12 protein-coding genes are annotated in these 18,362 nt (G+C 46.9%); 1 reads left to right on the top strand and 11 read right to left on the bottom strand.

What is annotated here, in order from left to right; translation table 11 throughout:
• Positions 1–13 precede the first annotated feature (13 nt).
• Complete coding sequence (gene gabT / locus AYJ58_RS08605) at positions 14–1,291, top strand: 4-aminobutyrate--2-oxoglutarate transaminase (RefSeq protein WP_106649774.1); 1,278 nt, start codon at positions 14–16, stop codon at positions 1,289–1,291.
• Between the two features lie 156 nt (positions 1,292–1,447).
• Here gabT and AYJ58_RS08610 read toward each other — a convergent pair whose 3' ends face one another.
• From AYJ58_RS08610 to AYJ58_RS08665, 11 genes are all read right to left on the bottom strand, one after another.
• Positions 1,448–2,455 (bottom strand): LLM class flavin-dependent oxidoreductase, encoded by a 1,008-nt coding sequence (locus tag AYJ58_RS08610; RefSeq protein WP_106649775.1) that lies wholly within the window; start codon positions 2,453–2,455, stop codon positions 1,448–1,450.
• 529 nt (positions 2,456–2,984) lie between these two features.
• Complete coding sequence (locus tag AYJ58_RS08615) at positions 2,985–4,550, bottom strand: peptide MFS transporter (protein WP_106649776.1); 1,566 nt, start codon at positions 4,548–4,550, stop codon at positions 2,985–2,987.
• Positions 4,551–4,791: 241 nt separating this feature from the next.
• Entirely contained in the window at positions 4,792–5,595 is an 804-nt protein-coding gene (locus tag AYJ58_RS08620) for a DUF6445 family protein (RefSeq protein WP_106649777.1), read from the bottom strand.
• Between the two features lie 9 nt (positions 5,596–5,604).
• A complete protein-coding gene (locus AYJ58_RS08625) occupies positions 5,605–7,116 on the bottom strand; it encodes a tryptophan halogenase family protein (RefSeq protein ID WP_106649778.1) in 1,512 nt (503 codons plus the stop codon).
• 20 nt (positions 7,117–7,136) lie between these two features.
• The gene (locus AYJ58_RS08630) at positions 7,137–8,156 is read right to left on the bottom strand and encodes a cupin-like domain-containing protein (RefSeq protein ID WP_106649779.1); all 1,020 of its coding nucleotides are present in this window, start codon (positions 8,154–8,156) and stop codon (positions 7,137–7,139) included.
• Positions 8,157–8,170: 14 nt separating this feature from the next.
• Positions 8,171–8,893: a SapC family protein gene (locus AYJ58_RS08635; protein ID WP_106649780.1), complete on the bottom strand. Its 723-nt coding sequence runs from the start codon at positions 8,891–8,893 to the stop codon at positions 8,171–8,173.
• 58 nt (positions 8,894–8,951) lie between these two features.
• Entirely contained in the window at positions 8,952–10,583 is a 1,632-nt protein-coding gene (locus AYJ58_RS08640) for a tryptophan halogenase family protein (RefSeq protein ID WP_106649781.1), read from the bottom strand.
• Positions 10,584–10,829: 246 nt separating this feature from the next.
• A complete protein-coding gene (locus tag AYJ58_RS08645; protein WP_106649782.1) occupies positions 10,830–13,826 on the bottom strand; it encodes a TonB-dependent receptor in 2,997 nt (998 codons plus the stop codon).
• A gap of 547 nt (positions 13,827–14,373) precedes the next feature.
• Complete coding sequence (locus AYJ58_RS08655) at positions 14,374–15,381, bottom strand: LacI family DNA-binding transcriptional regulator (protein ID WP_106649783.1); 1,008 nt, start codon at positions 15,379–15,381, stop codon at positions 14,374–14,376.
• Positions 15,382–15,439: 58 nt separating this feature from the next.
• Positions 15,440–16,765, bottom strand: coding sequence for a glycoside-pentoside-hexuronide (GPH):cation symporter (locus tag AYJ58_RS08660; RefSeq protein ID WP_106649784.1), 1,326 nt, complete (start codon positions 16,763–16,765; stop codon positions 15,440–15,442).
• 10 nt (positions 16,766–16,775) lie between these two features.
• Positions 16,776–18,131: a GH1 family beta-glucosidase gene (locus AYJ58_RS08665; RefSeq protein WP_106649785.1), complete on the bottom strand. Its 1,356-nt coding sequence runs from the start codon at positions 18,129–18,131 to the stop codon at positions 16,776–16,778.
• Between the last annotated feature and the right edge of the window lie 231 nt (positions 18,132–18,362).

Below are 18,362 nucleotides of genomic sequence, written 5' to 3' on the forward strand. Positions count from 1 at the left end.
TGAGGAACACTAAATGACAACAACCAATGATTCATTGATGGCACGTCGCCAAGCCGCAGTTGCGGGTGGTGTCGGGCAAATTCACCCTATTTTTACCGCTCGCGCCGAAAATGCGACTGTGTGGGACGTTGAAGGTCGCGAGTTTATTGACTTTGCGGGCGGCATTGCCGTGCTTAATACCGGTCATCTTCACCCTAAAGTGAAGGCGGCGGTTGCAGCTCAGCTGGATAATTTCTCCCACACTTGTTTTATGGTGCTCGGTTACGAGAGCTATATCCAAGTGTGTGAAAAGCTCAATCAATTGGTGCCAGGGGATTTTGCCAAGAAGACGGCATTATTCACTAGTGGCTCAGAAGCAGTTGAAAACGCAGTTAAAGTGGCGCGTGCCTATACCAAACGTGCTGGTGTGATTGCCTTTACGTCTGGCTACCATGGTCGCACTATCGCGGCCTTGGCATTGACCGGAAAAGTCGCGCCTTACAGTAAAGGTATGGGGCTGATGTCGGCGAATGTGTTCCGCGCTGAGTTCCCCTGCGAAATGCACGGCGTGTCCGATGACGATGCTATGGCCTCGATTGAACGTATCTTTAAAAATGATGCCGAGCCAAGTGATATCGCCGCCATTATTTTAGAGCCAGTGCAGGGCGAGGGCGGTTTCTACGCCGCATCACCCGCCTTTATGCAGCGGCTGCGTGCACTGTGCGACCGTGAAGGCATTATGCTCATCGCCGATGAAGTGCAAACGGGCGCAGGCCGTACCGGCACTTTCTTTGCCATGGAGCAAATGGGTGTGGCTGCGGATATCACGACTTTTGCTAAATCTATCGCGGGTGGTTTCCCTCTTTCGGGGATTACCGGCCGCGCGCAAGTGATGGATGCGATTGGTCCGGGTGGCCTTGGTGGTACCTATGGTGGCAGTCCGTTAGCCTGCGCCGCAGCGCTTGCTGTCATTGAAGTGTTTGAAGAAGAAAAGTTGCTAGAAAGAGCCAATGCCATTGGTGAGCGCATTAAGTCTGCCCTGAATGTGATGCAGGTCGAACATCCACAAATCGCCGATGTGCGTGGTTTAGGCGCGATGATCGCCATCGAACTGATGGAAGAGGGCAAACCTGCGCCGCACTATTGCGCGCAAGTGTTGAGCGATGCCCGTGACCGTGGATTGATTTTATTATCCTGCGGCACTTACGGTAATGTGCTGCGTATTTTGGTGCCATTAACCGCGCCGGATGCACAAATCGATGCAGGCCTAGGTATCCTCAAAGCCAGTTTTGATGCCGTTCTGAAAAGTTAATATTGCTTTGATATAAAAACCGTTTTTGATGACAGTTTTACATAATAAAAATCCCGCTGCGGCGGGATTTTTTATGGGCAATTGTTTTGAGGATGGTTCCATTGGCAGCCATTTTTACTGCCAATGGCTTTCAGCACGAGTCAGTTTACTGAATCGCTACTGTTTAATCTCCATTAGGATCTGCAGCGCTTTTTTGCGTTTATCAAGGTCATACAAGTCATTGGTGAAGATAAACTCATTCACGCCGAGTTCTTTAACGATCATTTCCAAACGATGCTTAATCGTCGCTGGGCCGCCAGTGACAGATAAACCTAAGAAATTATCGACATAGGTTTCTTCCTGCGCACTCCACAAGCCATCCATAGTGTCAACCGGAGGTTTTAACCATAACTCGTGACCACGGATAAGCGCCAGCACGCGCTGTTTCGAGGTCGTGCCCAAATATTGGGCTTCTTCATCAGTGTCGGCGGCAACGAGCGGCAAGCCGAGCATCACATAGGGCTTATCCAGCACTTGGGATGGTTTAAAGTCGCGGCGATAGATTTCAATCGCATCGTAGAGAAAACGTGGGGCAAAGTGGCCCGCAAACACATAGGGCAAACCGCGCTGCGCCGCTAACTGTGCGCTAAAGAGACTCGAGCCCAATAACCAAATTGGCACATTAGTGCCTTCCCCTGGAATCGCTCGCACCGCATGGCGACCATTATAAGGGCCGAGTAAGGTTTGTAATTCACTGACTTCTTCAGGGAATTTTTCGGCGCGACTAGTATCACGGTTCAGTGCTCGGCTGGTAATTTGATCGCTGCCGGGGGCGCGTCCCAGTCCTAAATCGATTCGACCTGGATATAAGCTTTCAAGGGTGCCAAACTGTTCCGCGACCACTAAAGGCGCATGGTTTGGCAGCATAATGCCACCCGCGCCGACGCGAATACGCTGCGTATTGCCAGCAATATAACCAATTAATACCGAGGTCGCCGCACTGGCGATACCGGGCATATTGTGGTGTTCGGCAAACCAAAAACGATTAAAGCCGAGTCTGTCGGCTTCCTTGGCATACTGCAAACTGTTGTGCAGCGTTTCGCCTACGGTTGAGCCTTGGCGCATGGGCGCGAGTTCCAATAGCGAGAAGGGAATATCGGCCAATATTGATGTCTGCTGTGACATAGTGTCTCCAAGTGACTGCCGTTTTTGCTAGCGAAACATGCGGCGCTAACAGTGTTAGTCGCATTGCTAGTGGCATTGTTAGGCGCATAGCGAAGAACAAGCGTTAACGGCTCAGTCTTGATGAATAAAAGGTATTCAGTGATATTGATATGGGGCTGAGTGCCGCGCTTCTCAAGCTTGAACGACTGACTCTTTTTCCTTTCGTTTTTCGTTGGTTATTTCAATTTGAGTGTGCACTTGAGCTGCGCGTTTAAACTGGATGCGTCCGGGCTCATACTTGCTTTGTAACAAATCGAGGCGGTGAAGTCATCCCAGTGTGAGGGCCGATAATGTGGAACTGAAGATCTTATTCTTAGCAACTCAGCGCTAGGCCAGTTACTACGGGATTGGGTGATATTTGCTACAGCTCATTTGGTTATGAGTTGCAACACAAGGGTATAACTAAGTGAAGTGATAAAAAAACTGCCGATAGCAGGGCTATCGGCAGTTAATGTTATGCAATAAATAAATCGCTATTGTCAGTCGAGCATTATTGCTCTGCTTTTACATCCCGTAGTGATGCCGCAGCACTTTCACTAATACCATCATCAGCAGCATTGTTGTGTGAATGGTGAGTCTCAGTCAGGCGACGCATGAGCGGTAATACTGCAAGGGCGATAAAGGTACAGACCACAGCCGCGATACCCAACTTATTAAATAGGCTGGTGTATACGGGCAAGGTTTGCAGTGGGTCGACTAAATCTTTTGGCACACTGGCGAAGTTAGCGACCACACCGCCCAGATACTGTGAAATACCTGAGGCGACGAAATAGGCGCCCATCATAAAGCCGCCCATACGCGCAGGTACGTAGCGGGCAATCATGGCAAGACCAAGACCACTCACCAGCAATTCGCCTAAAGAGTAAGAGGCATAGCCCCAGATCATGATCCATGAAGAGGTTTTACCGTTGACGGCGAATTGTCCGGCAAAGCCATAGATAAAGAAGCCAATCGCCACAACGGCAAAACCTAAGGCAAATTTCGCCGCGATAGAGAAGTCTTTATCATTGCGACCAGCCCACGAATAACTCCACGCTAAGATTGGACTTAACACCATAATCCATAATGGATTTAATGCTTGGAACTGGGCCGGTGACCAAGTCCACAAATGGGTACCAAAAATTTGGAAATCCCAGTCCACGTTACGCAAGGCAAACAGCGCCAACGAAGTCGACATTTGTTGATAGAAGATAAAGAAGAACACGGTTTGCACTGTGAGGATCAGCGCCGCAATCAGTCCCGCTCGTTCACTGGTTTCGCTGGTGCGGATCAAGTGGAAGAAAATGGCCAATACGGCTACGCCAGCGGCGTAAACAAAGACACGGGCAACCGCTTCATATTCCAAAATAATGGCTGAAGCGACAACCGACAATGCGGATAGACCCAATACAATCGCGAGGTTTTTCTTGTTCACTGGGCGAGTATCAGGCTCTGAACCGTAATGGACTAAACTCTTACGCATAAGTGCATAGTTGCCTAAACCCACCAATATGCCAACACAACACACGGCAAAAGCGGCGTGCCAGCCAAACTCGTTGCCATACTGGGCGTTGACGTAATCTTTAATCCAAGGCGTCAGCAACATAGAGAAGGTCGAGCCGACGTTGACCGCCATATAATAGATGGTAAACGCACTGTCGATTTTAGAATCGTCACCTTCGTAAATTTTACGAACTAAGTTACCGGCATTGGGTTTGAACAGCCCGTTACCGACCACAATCACACCGAGCGCCGAAAACATAAACCACGTATTTTCAGTGGGTACGGCCATCAGCGCATAACCCAGAGACAAAATCCCCGCACCCAGCAGCATAGTGCGTTTAGTGCCGAGGATCTTATCCCCAACCCAGCCACCTATCGCCGGTGATACATAAATAAGCGCCGCACAGGCACTCCATACTAAGTTTGCCCGTGAGTCATCAAAGCCAAGGCGCTGCACCATAAAGTACACAATCAGCGCTTGCATGCCGTAATAACCAAAGCGTTCCCATAATTCGATAAGAGACACAGTCATAAATGAATGTGTTTTACTTACCGGAGCAGTCCCAATAGTCATATCGCTTGCTTCCAACATTGTTGTTTTAATATTTGAGCTCAAAAGTATAAGGCGATAACCCAAGCAAACCAATGGCAGAGACTGGCAAAACAGACTTTGTTACAAATGAATTGATGAATTTTAATGTGTGTTTAAGGCTTTGGGCGGTGTTAACAACGATTTTGGAGACGTCAATAAACCCAGCTAAACCTAAAGTCGTCAGCATCAGTAACAGTGAGATAACACTTTATGTATCGCTGAGTTAGCGGACTGAGGGTTTAAACTCGATAAAAATATTGCTCGTTAGCCGGCCTGTTCTTGGGTTGGCATCAATATCGGTTTGTGGGTTCACTAAGGTGGAATGCAGCAAATTACCGGGATAAATCACTAAACGATTCGGGCGATACTCGACTTGATGATAAATCTCATAATGACTGTCGCTTTCAACACAATAGCCCGAAGGATGGCGAGTAATCTCATCGACCAGAGGCTGAGCCGACTTAAAGTAGTCTGGCATACGCTCTTCATTTATCCGCTCAAAGCCCGTCGCAATATGGCGGAAAAACGCCGTATTGCCATGGGGACCGTCGTTTAAATAGTGCAACAGCGCGAAATAGTGCGGTGAGGGAGTATCAAAATGCGGCAGGCATTGCAGCGGTTTAAGCTCACTCGCGGGAGTGCTGATCAGCGAGAAATACAATGCCTGTAATTTGATGCTTAAACTCGAAGGGAGTTGGTACACATCATAAATCAGTTGGTACACAAGATTGAGTACATCGGTGACATAGGCCTGTGGCAAGGGAGCACGCACGCCGGGGTAAAAAGACCCGTTATCGGCAGAAAAGTGCGCTTGGGTGTAAGCGCACTGGCGTATTGGGAGCAGATCCGCCGCAACATCATCGATAATAATCAAGGGCGTCTTTTCATTGCCAAGATAAACTAGCTGAGGCGTGAGCTTGACTGTTTGTGACTTAATTGTCTGTGGCTTAGTTGCCTGTTGCTTAGTTGCCTGTTGCTTAGTTGCCTGTGACTTATTCGTATCAGCGTTGCGATCTATTGTTTGCATCCCTGTCCCTCACATTGCCATAGGTTTAGTGTTGGTCAAAACCTCAGCAGGGCAATAGTGCTGAATAAAATCGAGGTGGGCGGGTAGGCTTTCTACCTTACGCTTAACGGTCGATTTTATGTTGTTTAAGAAGGCTTCGAGTTCAGGCTCTTCCATCACATCGACTATAGGGTGATAGTGTTTTGGCATTATGCCTTGGCCCATCATCACTTGGATCCATGAGCTTTCGCCAAAGAGTTCGCTACCGTATTTATAGACCTTACCGCTGTCGGCAAACATTTCGATACGATGTTTGAGCGACGCCGGAATGTCCATGTTTTTGCAATAACGCCAGAAACGGCTGTCTTCGCGTTCCGTGGCCTTGTAATGCAAGATGATAAAGTCGCGGATATTGTCCATTTCGAGTTTAGTTTGTTGATTAAACTCATCAATATCGGATTGCACTATGCCCGCCGACGGGAATAGTTGCATCAACCTGATAATGCTACGTTGGATCAAATGAATGCTGGTGGATTCGAGTGGCTCTAAAAATCCGCCGGACAGCCCGACGGCAACACAGTTTTTATGCCAATGCAGGCGACGGGTGCCGGTTTTAAACTTGATAATCCTAGGCTTATTCAGCGGTTCCCCTTCAAGATTAGCGAGGAGCAACTCAGTGGCATCCTCATCTGAGATAAATTTACTGCAAAAGACCAGGCCATTGCCCGTGCGATTTTGCAGTGGAATACGCCACTGCCAACCTGACTCGCGAGCAATCGAGCGAGTATAAGGAATAGGGGCACCCACGGACTGGGTTTGCACCGCAATCGCACTGTCGCAGGGCAGATAATGGCTCCAATCCTCAAAGCCAGTATTAAGCGTTTGCTCAATCAGCAGTGCGCGAAAGCCAGTGCAATCGATAAACAAATCCCCTTCGATTGTTTCGTCATTCTCTAGGACGAGGGCTTTGATATTGCCGCTATCATGATGCTGTAATACCTGTTTTATTTTTCCTTCAATACGGTGAATGCCGTGTTGTTCGGCCATTTTTCGAAGGTACTTGGCATAGAGGCTAGCGTCCATGTGGTAAGCATGGTTGTAATCTTGGTTTGGCAATACGGCAAAGCGTCCTTGGCGGGCGGCGAGATGTTCGGCGCAGTAGTCGCCTATTTCACTCACCATGCCAAGCTGCTTACCTTTCAGCCAAAAATGTTGAAAACCACAGGCCCAACAATCTTTGCCTAAGAAACCGAAGGAATGCAGGTAGTTTTTATTGATATCCTGCCAATTTTCAAAGGAGATCCCGAGTTTAAAGGTCGCATTTGTCGCTGCCATGACCTCTTGTTCTTTGAGGCCCAGTAATCGATGGAAAATGTGTAATGTGGGGATCGTCGCTTCGCCCACGCCGACCGTACCAATTTCATCGGATTCGACCAGCACAATTTCTAAGTGTTTGCCCATCAACTTAGTGAGCGCCGCTGCTGCCATCCATCCGGCTGTTCCGCCACCCGCTATCACGACTCTTTTTATGGCTGTTGTCATCGTTTATATCCTCAACTGGGCTAACGTTTGAGCTTATTGGTTAAATCTGCCCGCAGTTTTCGGGCGTTGATTTCATCGAGTGGGGTGGTCAGCATGCCTTGGGCAGCACTAGGAATATGCTCTAGATCGCCATCTTCATGGTCAAAAATATAGTGATCGAACAGGGCTTTCCACGCCTGACGCTGGGCCTTGGGTAAGGAGCGTAAACTTAACATCGCGTGCAGTAAGGCATTATTGGGGCGACCAAGATAGCCGGGCGTATCTCGCCACCAATGGGTAATGAGCACATTAAAGTCATCCATTCCACGCACATGGTGCCACCACATACTGGGGATGAATAACACATCACCGGTTTCCAGTTCGGCGACTTGCGCGGCTTCCATTGCCTTGGCAAATTTAGGAAAACGCTCAAAATCGGGGTTATCCATATCGACTAAGCTAATGTCTTGGCCGCCTGGAGCAAACTCCATTGGGCCGATATACAGATTGCTGACTTGCTCCGGCGGAAACAGGGTAAAAGTGCGTCGACCGACGACATTGCAGGCTAGGTTATGGGGAAAGTCGAAATGGGCGGCAATATGCGTTTGATTGCCAAGCCAGATATTGGTGAGTGGTGATAAAGGCGCAAGATTAAAGCTGTTGTCGTCGCCAAGCCCAGGTAAACACTGGTTAATATCGGTTGAGCCCATATAAATACTGGCATCTTGCGCTTGAGATAGCTGGGTGAAGATTTGCCGCAGATCTAACTTACCCGCCTGATAATTAAACCCATCTAAAGTGTCGTTATAAAACACGCGGCCTTGATGCTCTGGCGCTAAATAATAGGCGGTGACGGGCATGCCTTGATAAAACTGGGCCAGATACTTCATCGCGCTATCGCTGGACTCAAGCCCTGCTTTCACTAAGGGCCAGTTTGCACAAAGTCCTTTAAATACCAAAGGTTGCTCAGCATCTTTAATCAGCGCGAGCATTTCCTTGGTTGAGCTGTGGTCAAAGTGTTTGACGACATTGGCTTTAGGTTCCATCAGTTCAATACTCATGGCTACGACCTAGATTAACCTTGCGCATTTTTAAGGTTAAGCAAGTCACGCACTCTTGCCTGTGAGGCCAAGGTCATGTAAATCGCCTCTAGGTAACCCTTAGCATGCAGCTGCGCGAGCATCTCTGCCGATAGGGCCGCTAAAGTTTCTTCATTAATAGTATAAAACCCCACCATTTGATGCTGGTGGCCATTGTCGAGCTTGATATCTAAGATAAAGGATTCGAGCAACTTATGTTCAATAAGTAAATCGATAAAGTGCTTACTGTCGATAAGCCCGTGGTGGATACCTTCTAACATATCCCCAATATCATCCAGATATTGCGTATTGCCACCATAGGGATGAAACAAAGCTTGGCCTTCGGTTGTGCTGACTCTTGGGCTCGCCATATCGAGGTGTATGACCCTTTGTTTGCGCTCGACACCGTCTTCGCGCACGCTTTGCTGACCAATAAGAAATGGCTGACGACGTTGGGTGAGAGGGATATAAGAAGCCTGCCAAGTGCCGTTATTTATAAACAGATTCTCATTATTTTGAAAACCATAAAGCGCCACCGCAAAGAACTGGCCTGTGGTCTGATCCTTTTGGAAAAAAATTGGATAGTACGCCTGTACGCTGCGAAACTCCGCCGGAAAGGTGACACTGAACCAGACATTATCGCCGTACTTAGCACTACGCTCAGTGATAATTTTAATATCTTTATGATCTACGCTGTTAAGTAATACGTGTTGGCTCATAGGGTTACCTTTGTCCTTTGTTGGTTCTCACTGCTGCGAGTTATTCTTGTTATTTGTGTTAAATCTTAGGGAAACCAAATTGCCTGACCTTGTTTAATAGGTCGCGATTGCTCGGAAGGCTCTGGCTCAATGCATTAATCTTTTTTTGATTCTCGCTAAAAAGTCTTTGTGCAACTTGCTGTTGCGACGGCTTGATATGAGTCGGTAGGGCAGTATTAAAGCCCATACCATAAAGCACATATTGGAAACTCGCCGCCGGAAATAGGGGTTCTTTGTAGCTAATGTCGTGACTGCTTGGCGCTTGATAACGCCATAGGTCGAGCTGCTGCTGTAATCTTTCAGGAATGGATGCGGTGTCCCTGTGATCGCGCCAGTAGCCATCCACTTCGCGTCGACTCACGATATAATGCAGTTTCAAAAAGTCGATGATTTGCTGCCAGTGGCGCTCGTAGCGTTCATTCACTCGCTGGGCAATCGTGTCTATTACGCCGCGATGCGTTGGCAGTTGTGTGGCTAAGGTATTTGCCGTCCATTCCACTAAAGCCAATGCCGATGCTTCTAAAGGTTCAATAAAGCCTGCCGCCATGCCGATGGCGATACAGTTGTTTTGCCAGCATTTTGCATGGTAGCCGGGGTTGATATTTAGCTTTCGATATTCTTGTTTACGACAATCAACTGCGTTGTTGGATGCCGATTGAGGATTAGTTGATGTGTCATTGGCTAAATAGGCTCTTAAGGTTTGTTCTGCCTCGTCATCGCTACAATGGGCCGATGAATAGACATAACCCACGCCTTTGCGAGTCGGTAAACCTATATCCCAGATCCAGCCATTGGGCTGCGCCGTTGAGAGTGTGCATGAGGCGATAGGGCTATTTTCTTCGGCATAGGGGACTTGAATTGCTAAGGCGCTGTCGTTAAACAGCACGGCTTTTTGGCACAGGAAAGGCACGTTAAAATGCTCGCCCAGCAGTAATGATTTAGTGCCAGAACAATCGACAAACATATCACCTAAGATCACGCCATGCTCTTTGGTCGCAAGGCTTTCGATATCGCCATTGGCATGACTGTGAACGTGAGTGACATGATCTCGAACATACTTTATCCCCAGTTTTTCGGTGCAATGCTGCATTAACAGCTGACTAAATTTACCCGCATCTAAGTGATAGCCGTAATTGTTTTGAAAATGATATTCCGGCGTCGCAATGGTTTTAGGTGCCAGCCCTAGCTGAGTCAGCGCATCTTGGTTGGATACCGCCTGAGCAAAACTGACCTTGTCACTGTGAGGCAACCAAAAGGGACACAAATCTAACTCTTGATGGCCATGGGGCAGGCTAAAGGGATGTATATATTGGTTGGAACCGAATGGGTTAGTATGCTCAGTATCATCGTGCTGCCAGTGAATGAAGCGTGAACCTTGCTTGAAACTCGCGTCGCATTGGCGGATAAATTCGGTTTCGCTGATGCCGATTTTATCTAAGGTGTTACGCATCGATGGCCAAGTACCTTCGCCGACGCCGATAGTGGCCACATCGGGGGATTCTATTAATGTGATATTGAGTTTAGGCGAGTGCGCAAGCTGGCCTTTATCGACATTATGCTCAGCGGCCAAAAGGGCAGCGGTAATCCAACCGGCTGTGCCGCCACCGACAATGACAATGTTATTAATGGCTGTGTGAGTTGCTTGCTGCATATCGAGTGCCTAATCTTTTATTGTTGTTTATAAAAGGCTTTTATTTTTTCGTTATCACTAACGCGGTTAGCGCTTGCGTTAGGATTGAATAGTTTTACTGCGATTTCCAGTATTTATTTTACTCATATTGACTAAAAAGAGCGGCTACGTCCGTGTAGCCTGCTGTCATCCTGATAAAAATGAGGCATCTATGGCATACCTCATACGACCTTAGGGTAAAGATCTATTGCTCTTTAATCGGTACGACTAGAAAGTGTAACGTGCACCTATACTGTAACGCGCACCCGTCTGGGTGTAGTTCAGGACTTGTTCCGTCGCACGGCCGTGTACACGGGTGGCTTCATTGGTGATGTTTAAGCCTTCGATGAAGATGGTTAAACCTTCAACCGCTTCAACGTCGTAGCCTATGTTAAAGTCCACTTGCGAATAAGCTTCGGTGTATTTAGGGTTAGAGCCTGTATCTTGACCTGTTGAGTTTAAGAACTCATCACGCCAGTTATAGGCGATACGGGCCGAGAAACCATAGTTTTCATAGATACCGACTAAGTTTGCGGTATCGCTGATGCCTAAAATCACGTTTTGGGTCGCATCACCTGGGCGACCTAAGTTAGTGTTATCATAGCTGTCCCCCGCATCCACCATAGTGTAGTTGGCTTGGATACCAAATCCTGACTCACCAAAGAAATGCTGGATAGAAAACTCCCAACCATCAATCACATTACTTAAATCACTGTTAGTGGGGTTAGTAATGAGGAAGTTTAACGATGGATCTCCTGGGTTACCGGTAATCTCGATGTTGCCGTTATCAGGATTAATCCTCACATTCGGATCGGTTGCACCGTATTTGTCATAAATCCATTGGCGTTGTTGAATCGCAGTGGTGGCACCTGCCGCAATGGCTTCATCAACATATTTACCGTGTGCTGGATCCGGAATGTTGTAGATGTCTGAGTTTTCTGGGTTACTACTGATAAAGTTAGTCACATCTTTACGGAAATAACCGATTGAGACGTAACTGGCATCGTTGTAATACCATTCTGTCGATAGGTCGTAGTTTGTTGACTCAAGTGGTAACAAACTTGGGTTACCCGCAGAGCCGCTACCACCGTTGCGATAGGCAAGCGTTCCTACTGTGGTGCCACCTTGAATCGAGGTGTAATCAGGACGACCAATCGTTTGGCTAAAGGCGGCGCGGACGAACACATCTTCCAGCATTTCAATATTAAAATTGAAGCTAGGTAGTAGGTAATCGTAATCACCCTTTTGAGTTTGATAAACGCGATTATTATCCACTGAACTCGTTAGCGCGATTTCAGATTCTGCAATCCAAGTAGCTGTATCATAGGAGGAAACAACAGAAGTCGATTCGACATCTGTTTTTTCGTAGCGTAAGCCGAAATGCACGTCATAGGGCATGTTGGCAATTTCGCTGGCGAAGTTGTATTGGATATAGGCTGATTGAGATTTTTCTTCAGTGAAACGGTCTGTGCCTTTGGAGTAATCGGTAGAAGGGCAGAAGCCATTACCACAATCACCCACTATGTTGGTTGCATAGAGTTCTGCAGCACGGGCACGAACCGCTTCAAAGTCCCACAGAAACATAGTGTTTAGTGGATCTGTCGATGCATTACCGTTATAACCTGCAAAATTACCTTTTGAACCATCAAATTTATCGATAACCGAACTGGTCGGGAACCAAGCAGCATCTAAATCGCCCGCTGCACCAACGCCACCCCAGTCGTTACGTTGAATATCAACCTGTTGAGAGTGGTTATTCACGTCTGACATCGCAATACCAAAATCGATACTGCCTGCTTCGGCTAAATCATATTTACCCGACATTTGCAGCTGTTCAATTTCGGATCGATTGACGGCATTGGTAAAGGTTGAACCTGTGACGCGCATATCTTCTGGGCGAACCGCATTTCCACCCCCAACGGCGAGTACTGGGACATCACCGCTAAAATCGGTCGCGGCACTGGTACGAATAAAGGCGGCGGTACTGAGGTTGCTCGTACTGCCATTGACATTGTTAGGCGTACGTTCGGCGTAGGAGTTATGGTAATCCAAGTTTAAGGTCAGATTATCACTGGCTTCCCAAGCTAAGTTGAAACCCAGTGAACCACTTTGGTCGCGGGTGCCGAAATCGCCAGCAGCCATTGAAAGGTCGGCGGGTGCATCGTAGGTTTCTGAATAAACGAGTGGTGATGAAACTGGGCCATCACTCCAAATATTTTCTTGGGACGGCACAAAGTTGAACCATGCCGAGACGTCGTGCGTTTGAGTATCGATGTCGTTACGCATGTAAGTGTAATCAAGCGTTGCGCGCAGCGAGTCAATTGGTTCGTATTGCAGCACTAATTGACCGTTGGTGCGTTTGCGTTGTTGTTCTTCAAAGCGGTAAATTGTGGTTTGTGGCACGCTATAGACATCATCATCGCCAGGGCGATTGACTTGATTGTCGTTTTTAGGAACGCCGCCCCATTCTGCGTTAGGGCCGCTGTAATCTTGGTCAACAATACCAGGGAAGCTGCGCCAACCAGTACCGACTTGGGCTTGTTGATTACCACTTTCCCTTTCTTGATAGCTACCTGAAATAGAAATCCCAAATTTATCATCGGCAAAGGTATTTGAGTACAAGCCTGAAAGTTCGGGTGTGGTAGCGCCTTTATCCGTGGATGAGTCATCGACGGCCTTAGCACCGAAAGTGGCTTTCATGCCTGGCGAGCTTAGCGGTCTATGGGTGAGCACATTGATCGTGGCGCCAATACCGCCCGTTGGATTTTCCGCCTTAGCGGTTTTCTCCACTTCAACCGCACTGATGGCTTCTGACGCTATGTTGGCAAAGTCGAATGAACGAGAGCCTGTGGTGACGGGCATTTGACGTCCGTTTAACAGCACTAAGTTTTGATCGGCACCAAAACCACGGACCGACACTCGGCTACCTTCACCGTTTTGACGGTCGATAGATACGCCAGAAATACGTTGTAGCGATTCAGCTAAGTTACTGTCGGGGAATTTACCGATATCTTCGGCGTTAATGGCATCAACAATGCCTTCTGAGCCGCGTTTTACGTCCATCGAACGGACTAAACTACCGCGGATCCCTGTTACTTGAATAACTTCAATATTTTCTTCTTTTTTGTCAGTATCGGCTGCATAGGCGGGCATGATAGCGCCCACGCCTAAGACTAGCGAAAGGCTAGTGGCCAATCTGGTTTTTCTAAATGTTCTAAGTTCCATCTACATCTCCCCGTTGAGTAGATATTCAGGCTACAACTCTCTGATTTTGTTTTTGGGTAGAACAAATTATGTACAGCTTGCTCATATTCTTGTTCGAGTTAGGTTTATGTAAGCGCTTACATAAAGCTAGTTTAAATTATCAACAGAGTCAACGGTAAGTTGCTTTATTGTTGCAATATTATGTTGTTCTTGTCTGCAAGTTTATTCTAACCCATTGTTTTAAAATGAAACCAGTTTTATATTTTGTTACATATTGATGATATTGTTTGTGAAAGAAAGCATGCTAACTCTACTTTATGAACTTCGTAATGGCGTGTTTTGCCATTTGGTGAATAGATAAAGTGTGAGGATATTTTGCGTAAGCGGGGGAAATATAGCGTGAGTTTCTCTTGCTGTTTTTGAGTGTTTTTTATACTGAGCTTGAGTCGGGCCTGTTTATTTTTGCCTTTGAGTTCAAGCGAAAAAATGCAGTGCCTTGCCCACTGGGTCGCCCCATCAGGGCAACTTAAGTATATGAGTAGACTAGGGGAGTCTACGCCTTAGTGATTTAACTATTTATGATCTTAGTTGCTGAATTTCTTATAAATAGTGATGGGGTGAAACGGCTAACAATTTCCACATCGGTTTTATTGTATACGTGTTTTAGTACCCAGAGCGCCGCCATTTTACCCATTTCATGGATGGGGTTGCTGACAGAGGTGAGCTTAGGAGAAATATACTGAGGAAACGGGATATTATCGTAACCCATGAAGGACAAATCTTCGGGCACCTTAAGCCCTTGTTCAAGGCAGGTTGAAATCGCTCCCGATGCCATTTGGTCATTGGCGCAAATCACCGCAGTAAACGGCCGTTGCAGGCTGAGTAAATGTCGCATGCCATCGCAACCGCTCGACTCTTTAAACGTCCCTTCGTAGAACAGCTCGCTTTCATAGGGAATGGCCGATTCAGTGAGCGCTTTTTTATGGCCCATCAGGCGCTGCCTAGCGTCTAGTTTGAATAAAGGTCCTGATATATAAGCAATATGCTCATGCCCTAACGACAACATATGCTGAGTCGCGAGGTAACCGCCAAGCTCGTTATCGAGATAAATACAGCGTTCACGTATGGCGGCAACATAGCGGTTAATCAGCACGATTGGCGTGCTCTGCTGACAGAGATCGATAAGATAGTCATCTGAAACCGCTTCCACGTCGATAATCAACGCATCACAGCCGCGATCCAGTAAAAACTGCACCGCATCCTTTTCTAGGGATTCATTGCTTTTACCCGCGGCAATAATGACGTGTTTACCCGCATCACGCAGGGCATCTTCAATTTCAGTCATCATAGGCCCATAAAATGGACCATCCAATTGTGATACTAGGACGCCCACACTATTTGAGCAGTTGGACGCTAATGATTGGGCTATCGCATTGGGGCGATAGTCCAACTGAGCCATAGCGTCTAATACCTTTTGTTTGGTTTTCTCACTGACATTGGTGTTTTTATTCATCACCCGTGACACAGTCGCAAGTGACACGCCTGCAAGTACCGAAACGTCGTAAATAGTGGCCATATCATCTCAAATTAGAGGTACTGAAAAGTACAATGCCTTGAAGATTAGCATAATTTTATTAGGTGGCTCTATTTAATTCCAGATGGATTTCATCGACTTTCTGGTTATTTAGCGTATAACGACGCATGATAAATGCGACCAAAATTGAGCCGATAGCGGGATAAAGGGTAAATGAAATTAAGATGCCATTGAGCGTCGTTTCACTCTGAACGGCATCGGCTTGATAGCCATAACTTGCCAGTAACCATCCCGCCGCCGCACCGCCAATCGCGACCCCAAGTTTGATAAAGAAAATCACCGAGGAGTAAATCATGCCTGTGATACGCACGCCGGTTTTGTATTGACCATAATCGACCGTATCCGCCATTTTTGCCCAGAGCAATGGCGTGGCCATATTGAAGGTAAATCCCCAGACAATATAAAGAGTGAAGGCGAGAACTACTTGATCTTTAGGGACAAAAAAGTGCAATACACACAGGGCTGCGGCGAGGAGTTGCAACACAATATAGGCTTTGACCTTACAAACGCGTTTGGCTAATGGCTCTGCGAGAATGCAGCCAAAAATATTGCCAACCATACCTAAGGTGATGAAAAGAGTGATCATATCCGGCAGGTTAAGAAAATATTTCACATAGTAAATGGCGAGGCTAGTGCGTAACACCATGCCGGATAATAGGCAAACTGCGGCGGCGGATAGCACTCGCCATTGGTCATTCTGTAATAGGTAGGTAAAGTCCTGTTTAAAGCTGGAGTTTTGATCCACTGGCGGATGTAAGCGCTCTTTTGTGCCCCAGAAGCAGGCCAAAAACATGGCAACACCTAAGATGCTCATGGCGAGAATTGTAAGCTGATAGCCCTTTGCTTGGTCCCCCTTACCGAGAAACTCGACTAAAGGAAGGGTAAGTCCTGAGACCAGTAAGCCACCGAGCATAGCGAATACAAACCGATAGGATTGCACCGAAACCCGCTCTTTGGGATCGGCCGTCAGTACTCCCCCTAAGGCGCAATAGGGGATATTAATGGCGGTATATACCATCATCAATGCCGTGTAAGTCACGAAGGCATAAATCATTTTCCCATCTTCAGATAAATCTGGGGTCGTAAATGCCAATACACTGATAATCCCAAAGGGCAGGGCAAACCAGAGTAAATAGGGTCTGAATTTACCCCAGCGCGTGTTCGTGCGGTCTGCCAATGCGCCCATTAAAGGATCGGTGACGGCATCAATCAACCGTACGAGCAGAAACATGGTGCCGACAAAGGCGGGTGAAATGCCAAAAATGTCGGTGTAAAAAAAGGTAAGGAACAGCATAACGGTTTGAAAAACGATGTTGCTGGCGGTGTCGCCAAGCCCATAGGCTATTTTTTCTTTTATGCTAATCATGGCGTTAGCCTTATTTATTATTGTTATTAGTTAAGTGGGCCCTTGAGCGAATCAAGTCGCTGTAGGCGTGACCACTGGCCTTTATCGTTCGGGTTTGGCTGGCATAATCCACATAGACAATGCCAAAACGTTTTAAGTAGCCTTCGGCCCACTCAAAATTATCCATCAAGCTCCAGGCAAAGTAACCCTGAATGTTAACACCTTGTACTATGGCATTGTCTACTGCGGTTAAATGGTGCTGGTAATAGCTGAGCCTATCGAAGTCATCGACACGTCCATCAATACATTTATCGTCCATGGCGGCGCCATTTTCTGTGATGAAAATAGGCGGTAAATCATAGAGTTGATCTAAAGAAACCAATAAATCGGTAAAGGCCTGTGGATAGATCTCCCAGCCTATGTCGGTTTTGGGTACCCCAGGTAAATCAACTTGCACAAATTCTTGTTCGGCATCGGCCTGATATACGGCGCGGGTATAAAAGTTGACCCCTAAAAAGTCAATGGGTTGACTGATAATCTCAAGGTCGCCGTCGTGAATTTCCGGTCTATCTTCTGGCGCTAATGCCGCGAGAAGCTCTGGGTATGCCGCATCGAAAATGGGCTTGATATACCACTGGTTAAAGTAATCATCGGCTTGTTTTGCGGCTTGAATATCGGCAGCATTTTGGGTTAATGCGTAGCAGGGCGTGAAGTTAAGCACTATGCCATTCATGCTGTTTGGGCTGTTCCTTTGCAGTACTTGCATCGCTAAACCGTGGGCGAGTAACAGGTGGTGAGCCGATTGACGGCCATAGGCTTTTTTCATTAAGCCGGGGGCGTGAATGCCTGCCTCATAACCTAAATATGAGCTGCAAAAGGGTTCGTTTAAGGTGGCGTAGGAATACACTCGGTCGCCGAAGGCTTGGCTTATTTTGTCGGCATAGTCTTTGAAAAGATAAGCGGTATCTCGGTTTAACCAGCCGCCTTGATCCTCAATATGTTGAGGAAGATCCCAATGGTAAAGCGTGACAAATGCTTTGATATTTCTACGTTTTAGTTCATCTAGAATGCCAATGTAGAAATCAACTCCTTGCTGATTAATGCTGCCATCTTGATTTAATACCCGCCCCCATGCGATTGAAAAACGATAGGCATCCACCCCGAGTGACGCGATTAAGGCGATATCTTCTTGCCATAGATTCAAGTGGTTGCAGGCGATATCGCCATTGGACGCATCACGGATTTTATCTGGTGTTGCACAGAAGGTGTCCCAAATACAGGTCTGGCGAGAGTCCACGCCACCTTCGATTTGAAATGAAGCGGTCGCAACACCAAAAGTAAACGCTTCGCTTTGGAGTCTTGAGTTTTTTGGCAAAGATATTTTCATATATTCAGTCACTTAATTATATTTTTGAATTCATGCCTGCGATTTAAAACACAGAGTTCAAGATAAAGAGAGTAAAGATGCTTGCCGACTGTCACTAAAAATATTGACTTTGGTTATCGACATGTTAACAATGAAAGCGCTTACATCGAGGTTAGTGACTAATCATAAAAAGGTCAATATGTGATTCGGATAAATTAATCACGCCATTTTGACTAAGAAGATTAAACGTTT

Source organism: Shewanella sp. Pdp11, assembly GCF_002838165.1.
In the GTDB taxonomy this organism is placed as follows: domain Bacteria; phylum Pseudomonadota; class Gammaproteobacteria; order Enterobacterales; family Shewanellaceae; genus Shewanella; species Shewanella hafniensis.

What these genes read in the sequence shown, in the direction of transcription:
- AYJ58_RS08610 (WP_106649775.1), bottom strand. Translation starts at nt 2,455, where the DNA reads ATGTCACAGCAGACATCAATATTGGCCGATATTCCCTTCTCGCTATTG.
- gabT (WP_106649774.1), top strand. Translation starts at nt 14, where the DNA reads ATGACAACAACCAATGATTCATTGATGGCACGTCGCCAAGCCGCAGTT.
- AYJ58_RS08660 (WP_106649784.1), bottom strand. Translation starts at nt 16,765, where the DNA reads ATGATTAGCATAAAAGAAAAAATAGCCTATGGGCTTGGCGACACCGCC.
- AYJ58_RS08615 (WP_106649776.1), bottom strand. Translation starts at nt 4,550, where the DNA reads ATGACTATTGGGACTGCTCCGGTAAGTAAAACACATTCATTTATGACT.
- AYJ58_RS08635 (WP_106649780.1), bottom strand. Translation starts at nt 8,893, where the DNA reads ATGAGCCAACACGTATTACTTAACAGCGTAGATCATAAAGATATTAAA.
- AYJ58_RS08640 (WP_106649781.1), bottom strand. Translation starts at nt 10,583, where the DNA reads ATGCAGCAAGCAACTCACACAGCCATTAATAACATTGTCATTGTCGGT.
- AYJ58_RS08630 (WP_106649779.1), bottom strand. Translation starts at nt 8,156, where the DNA reads ATGAGTATTGAACTGATGGAACCTAAAGCCAATGTCGTCAAACACTTT.
- AYJ58_RS08625 (WP_106649778.1), bottom strand. Translation starts at nt 7,116, where the DNA reads ATGACAACAGCCATAAAAAGAGTCGTGATAGCGGGTGGCGGAACAGCC.
- AYJ58_RS08645 (WP_106649782.1), bottom strand. Translation starts at nt 13,826, where the DNA reads ATGGAACTTAGAACATTTAGAAAAACCAGATTGGCCACTAGCCTTTCG.
- AYJ58_RS08620 (WP_106649777.1), bottom strand. Translation starts at nt 5,595, where the DNA reads ATGCAAACAATAGATCGCAACGCTGATACGAATAAGTCACAGGCAACT.
- AYJ58_RS08665 (WP_106649785.1), bottom strand. Translation starts at nt 18,131, where the DNA reads ATGAAAATATCTTTGCCAAAAAACTCAAGACTCCAAAGCGAAGCGTTT.
- AYJ58_RS08655 (WP_106649783.1), bottom strand. Translation starts at nt 15,381, where the DNA reads ATGGCCACTATTTACGACGTTTCGGTACTTGCAGGCGTGTCACTTGCG.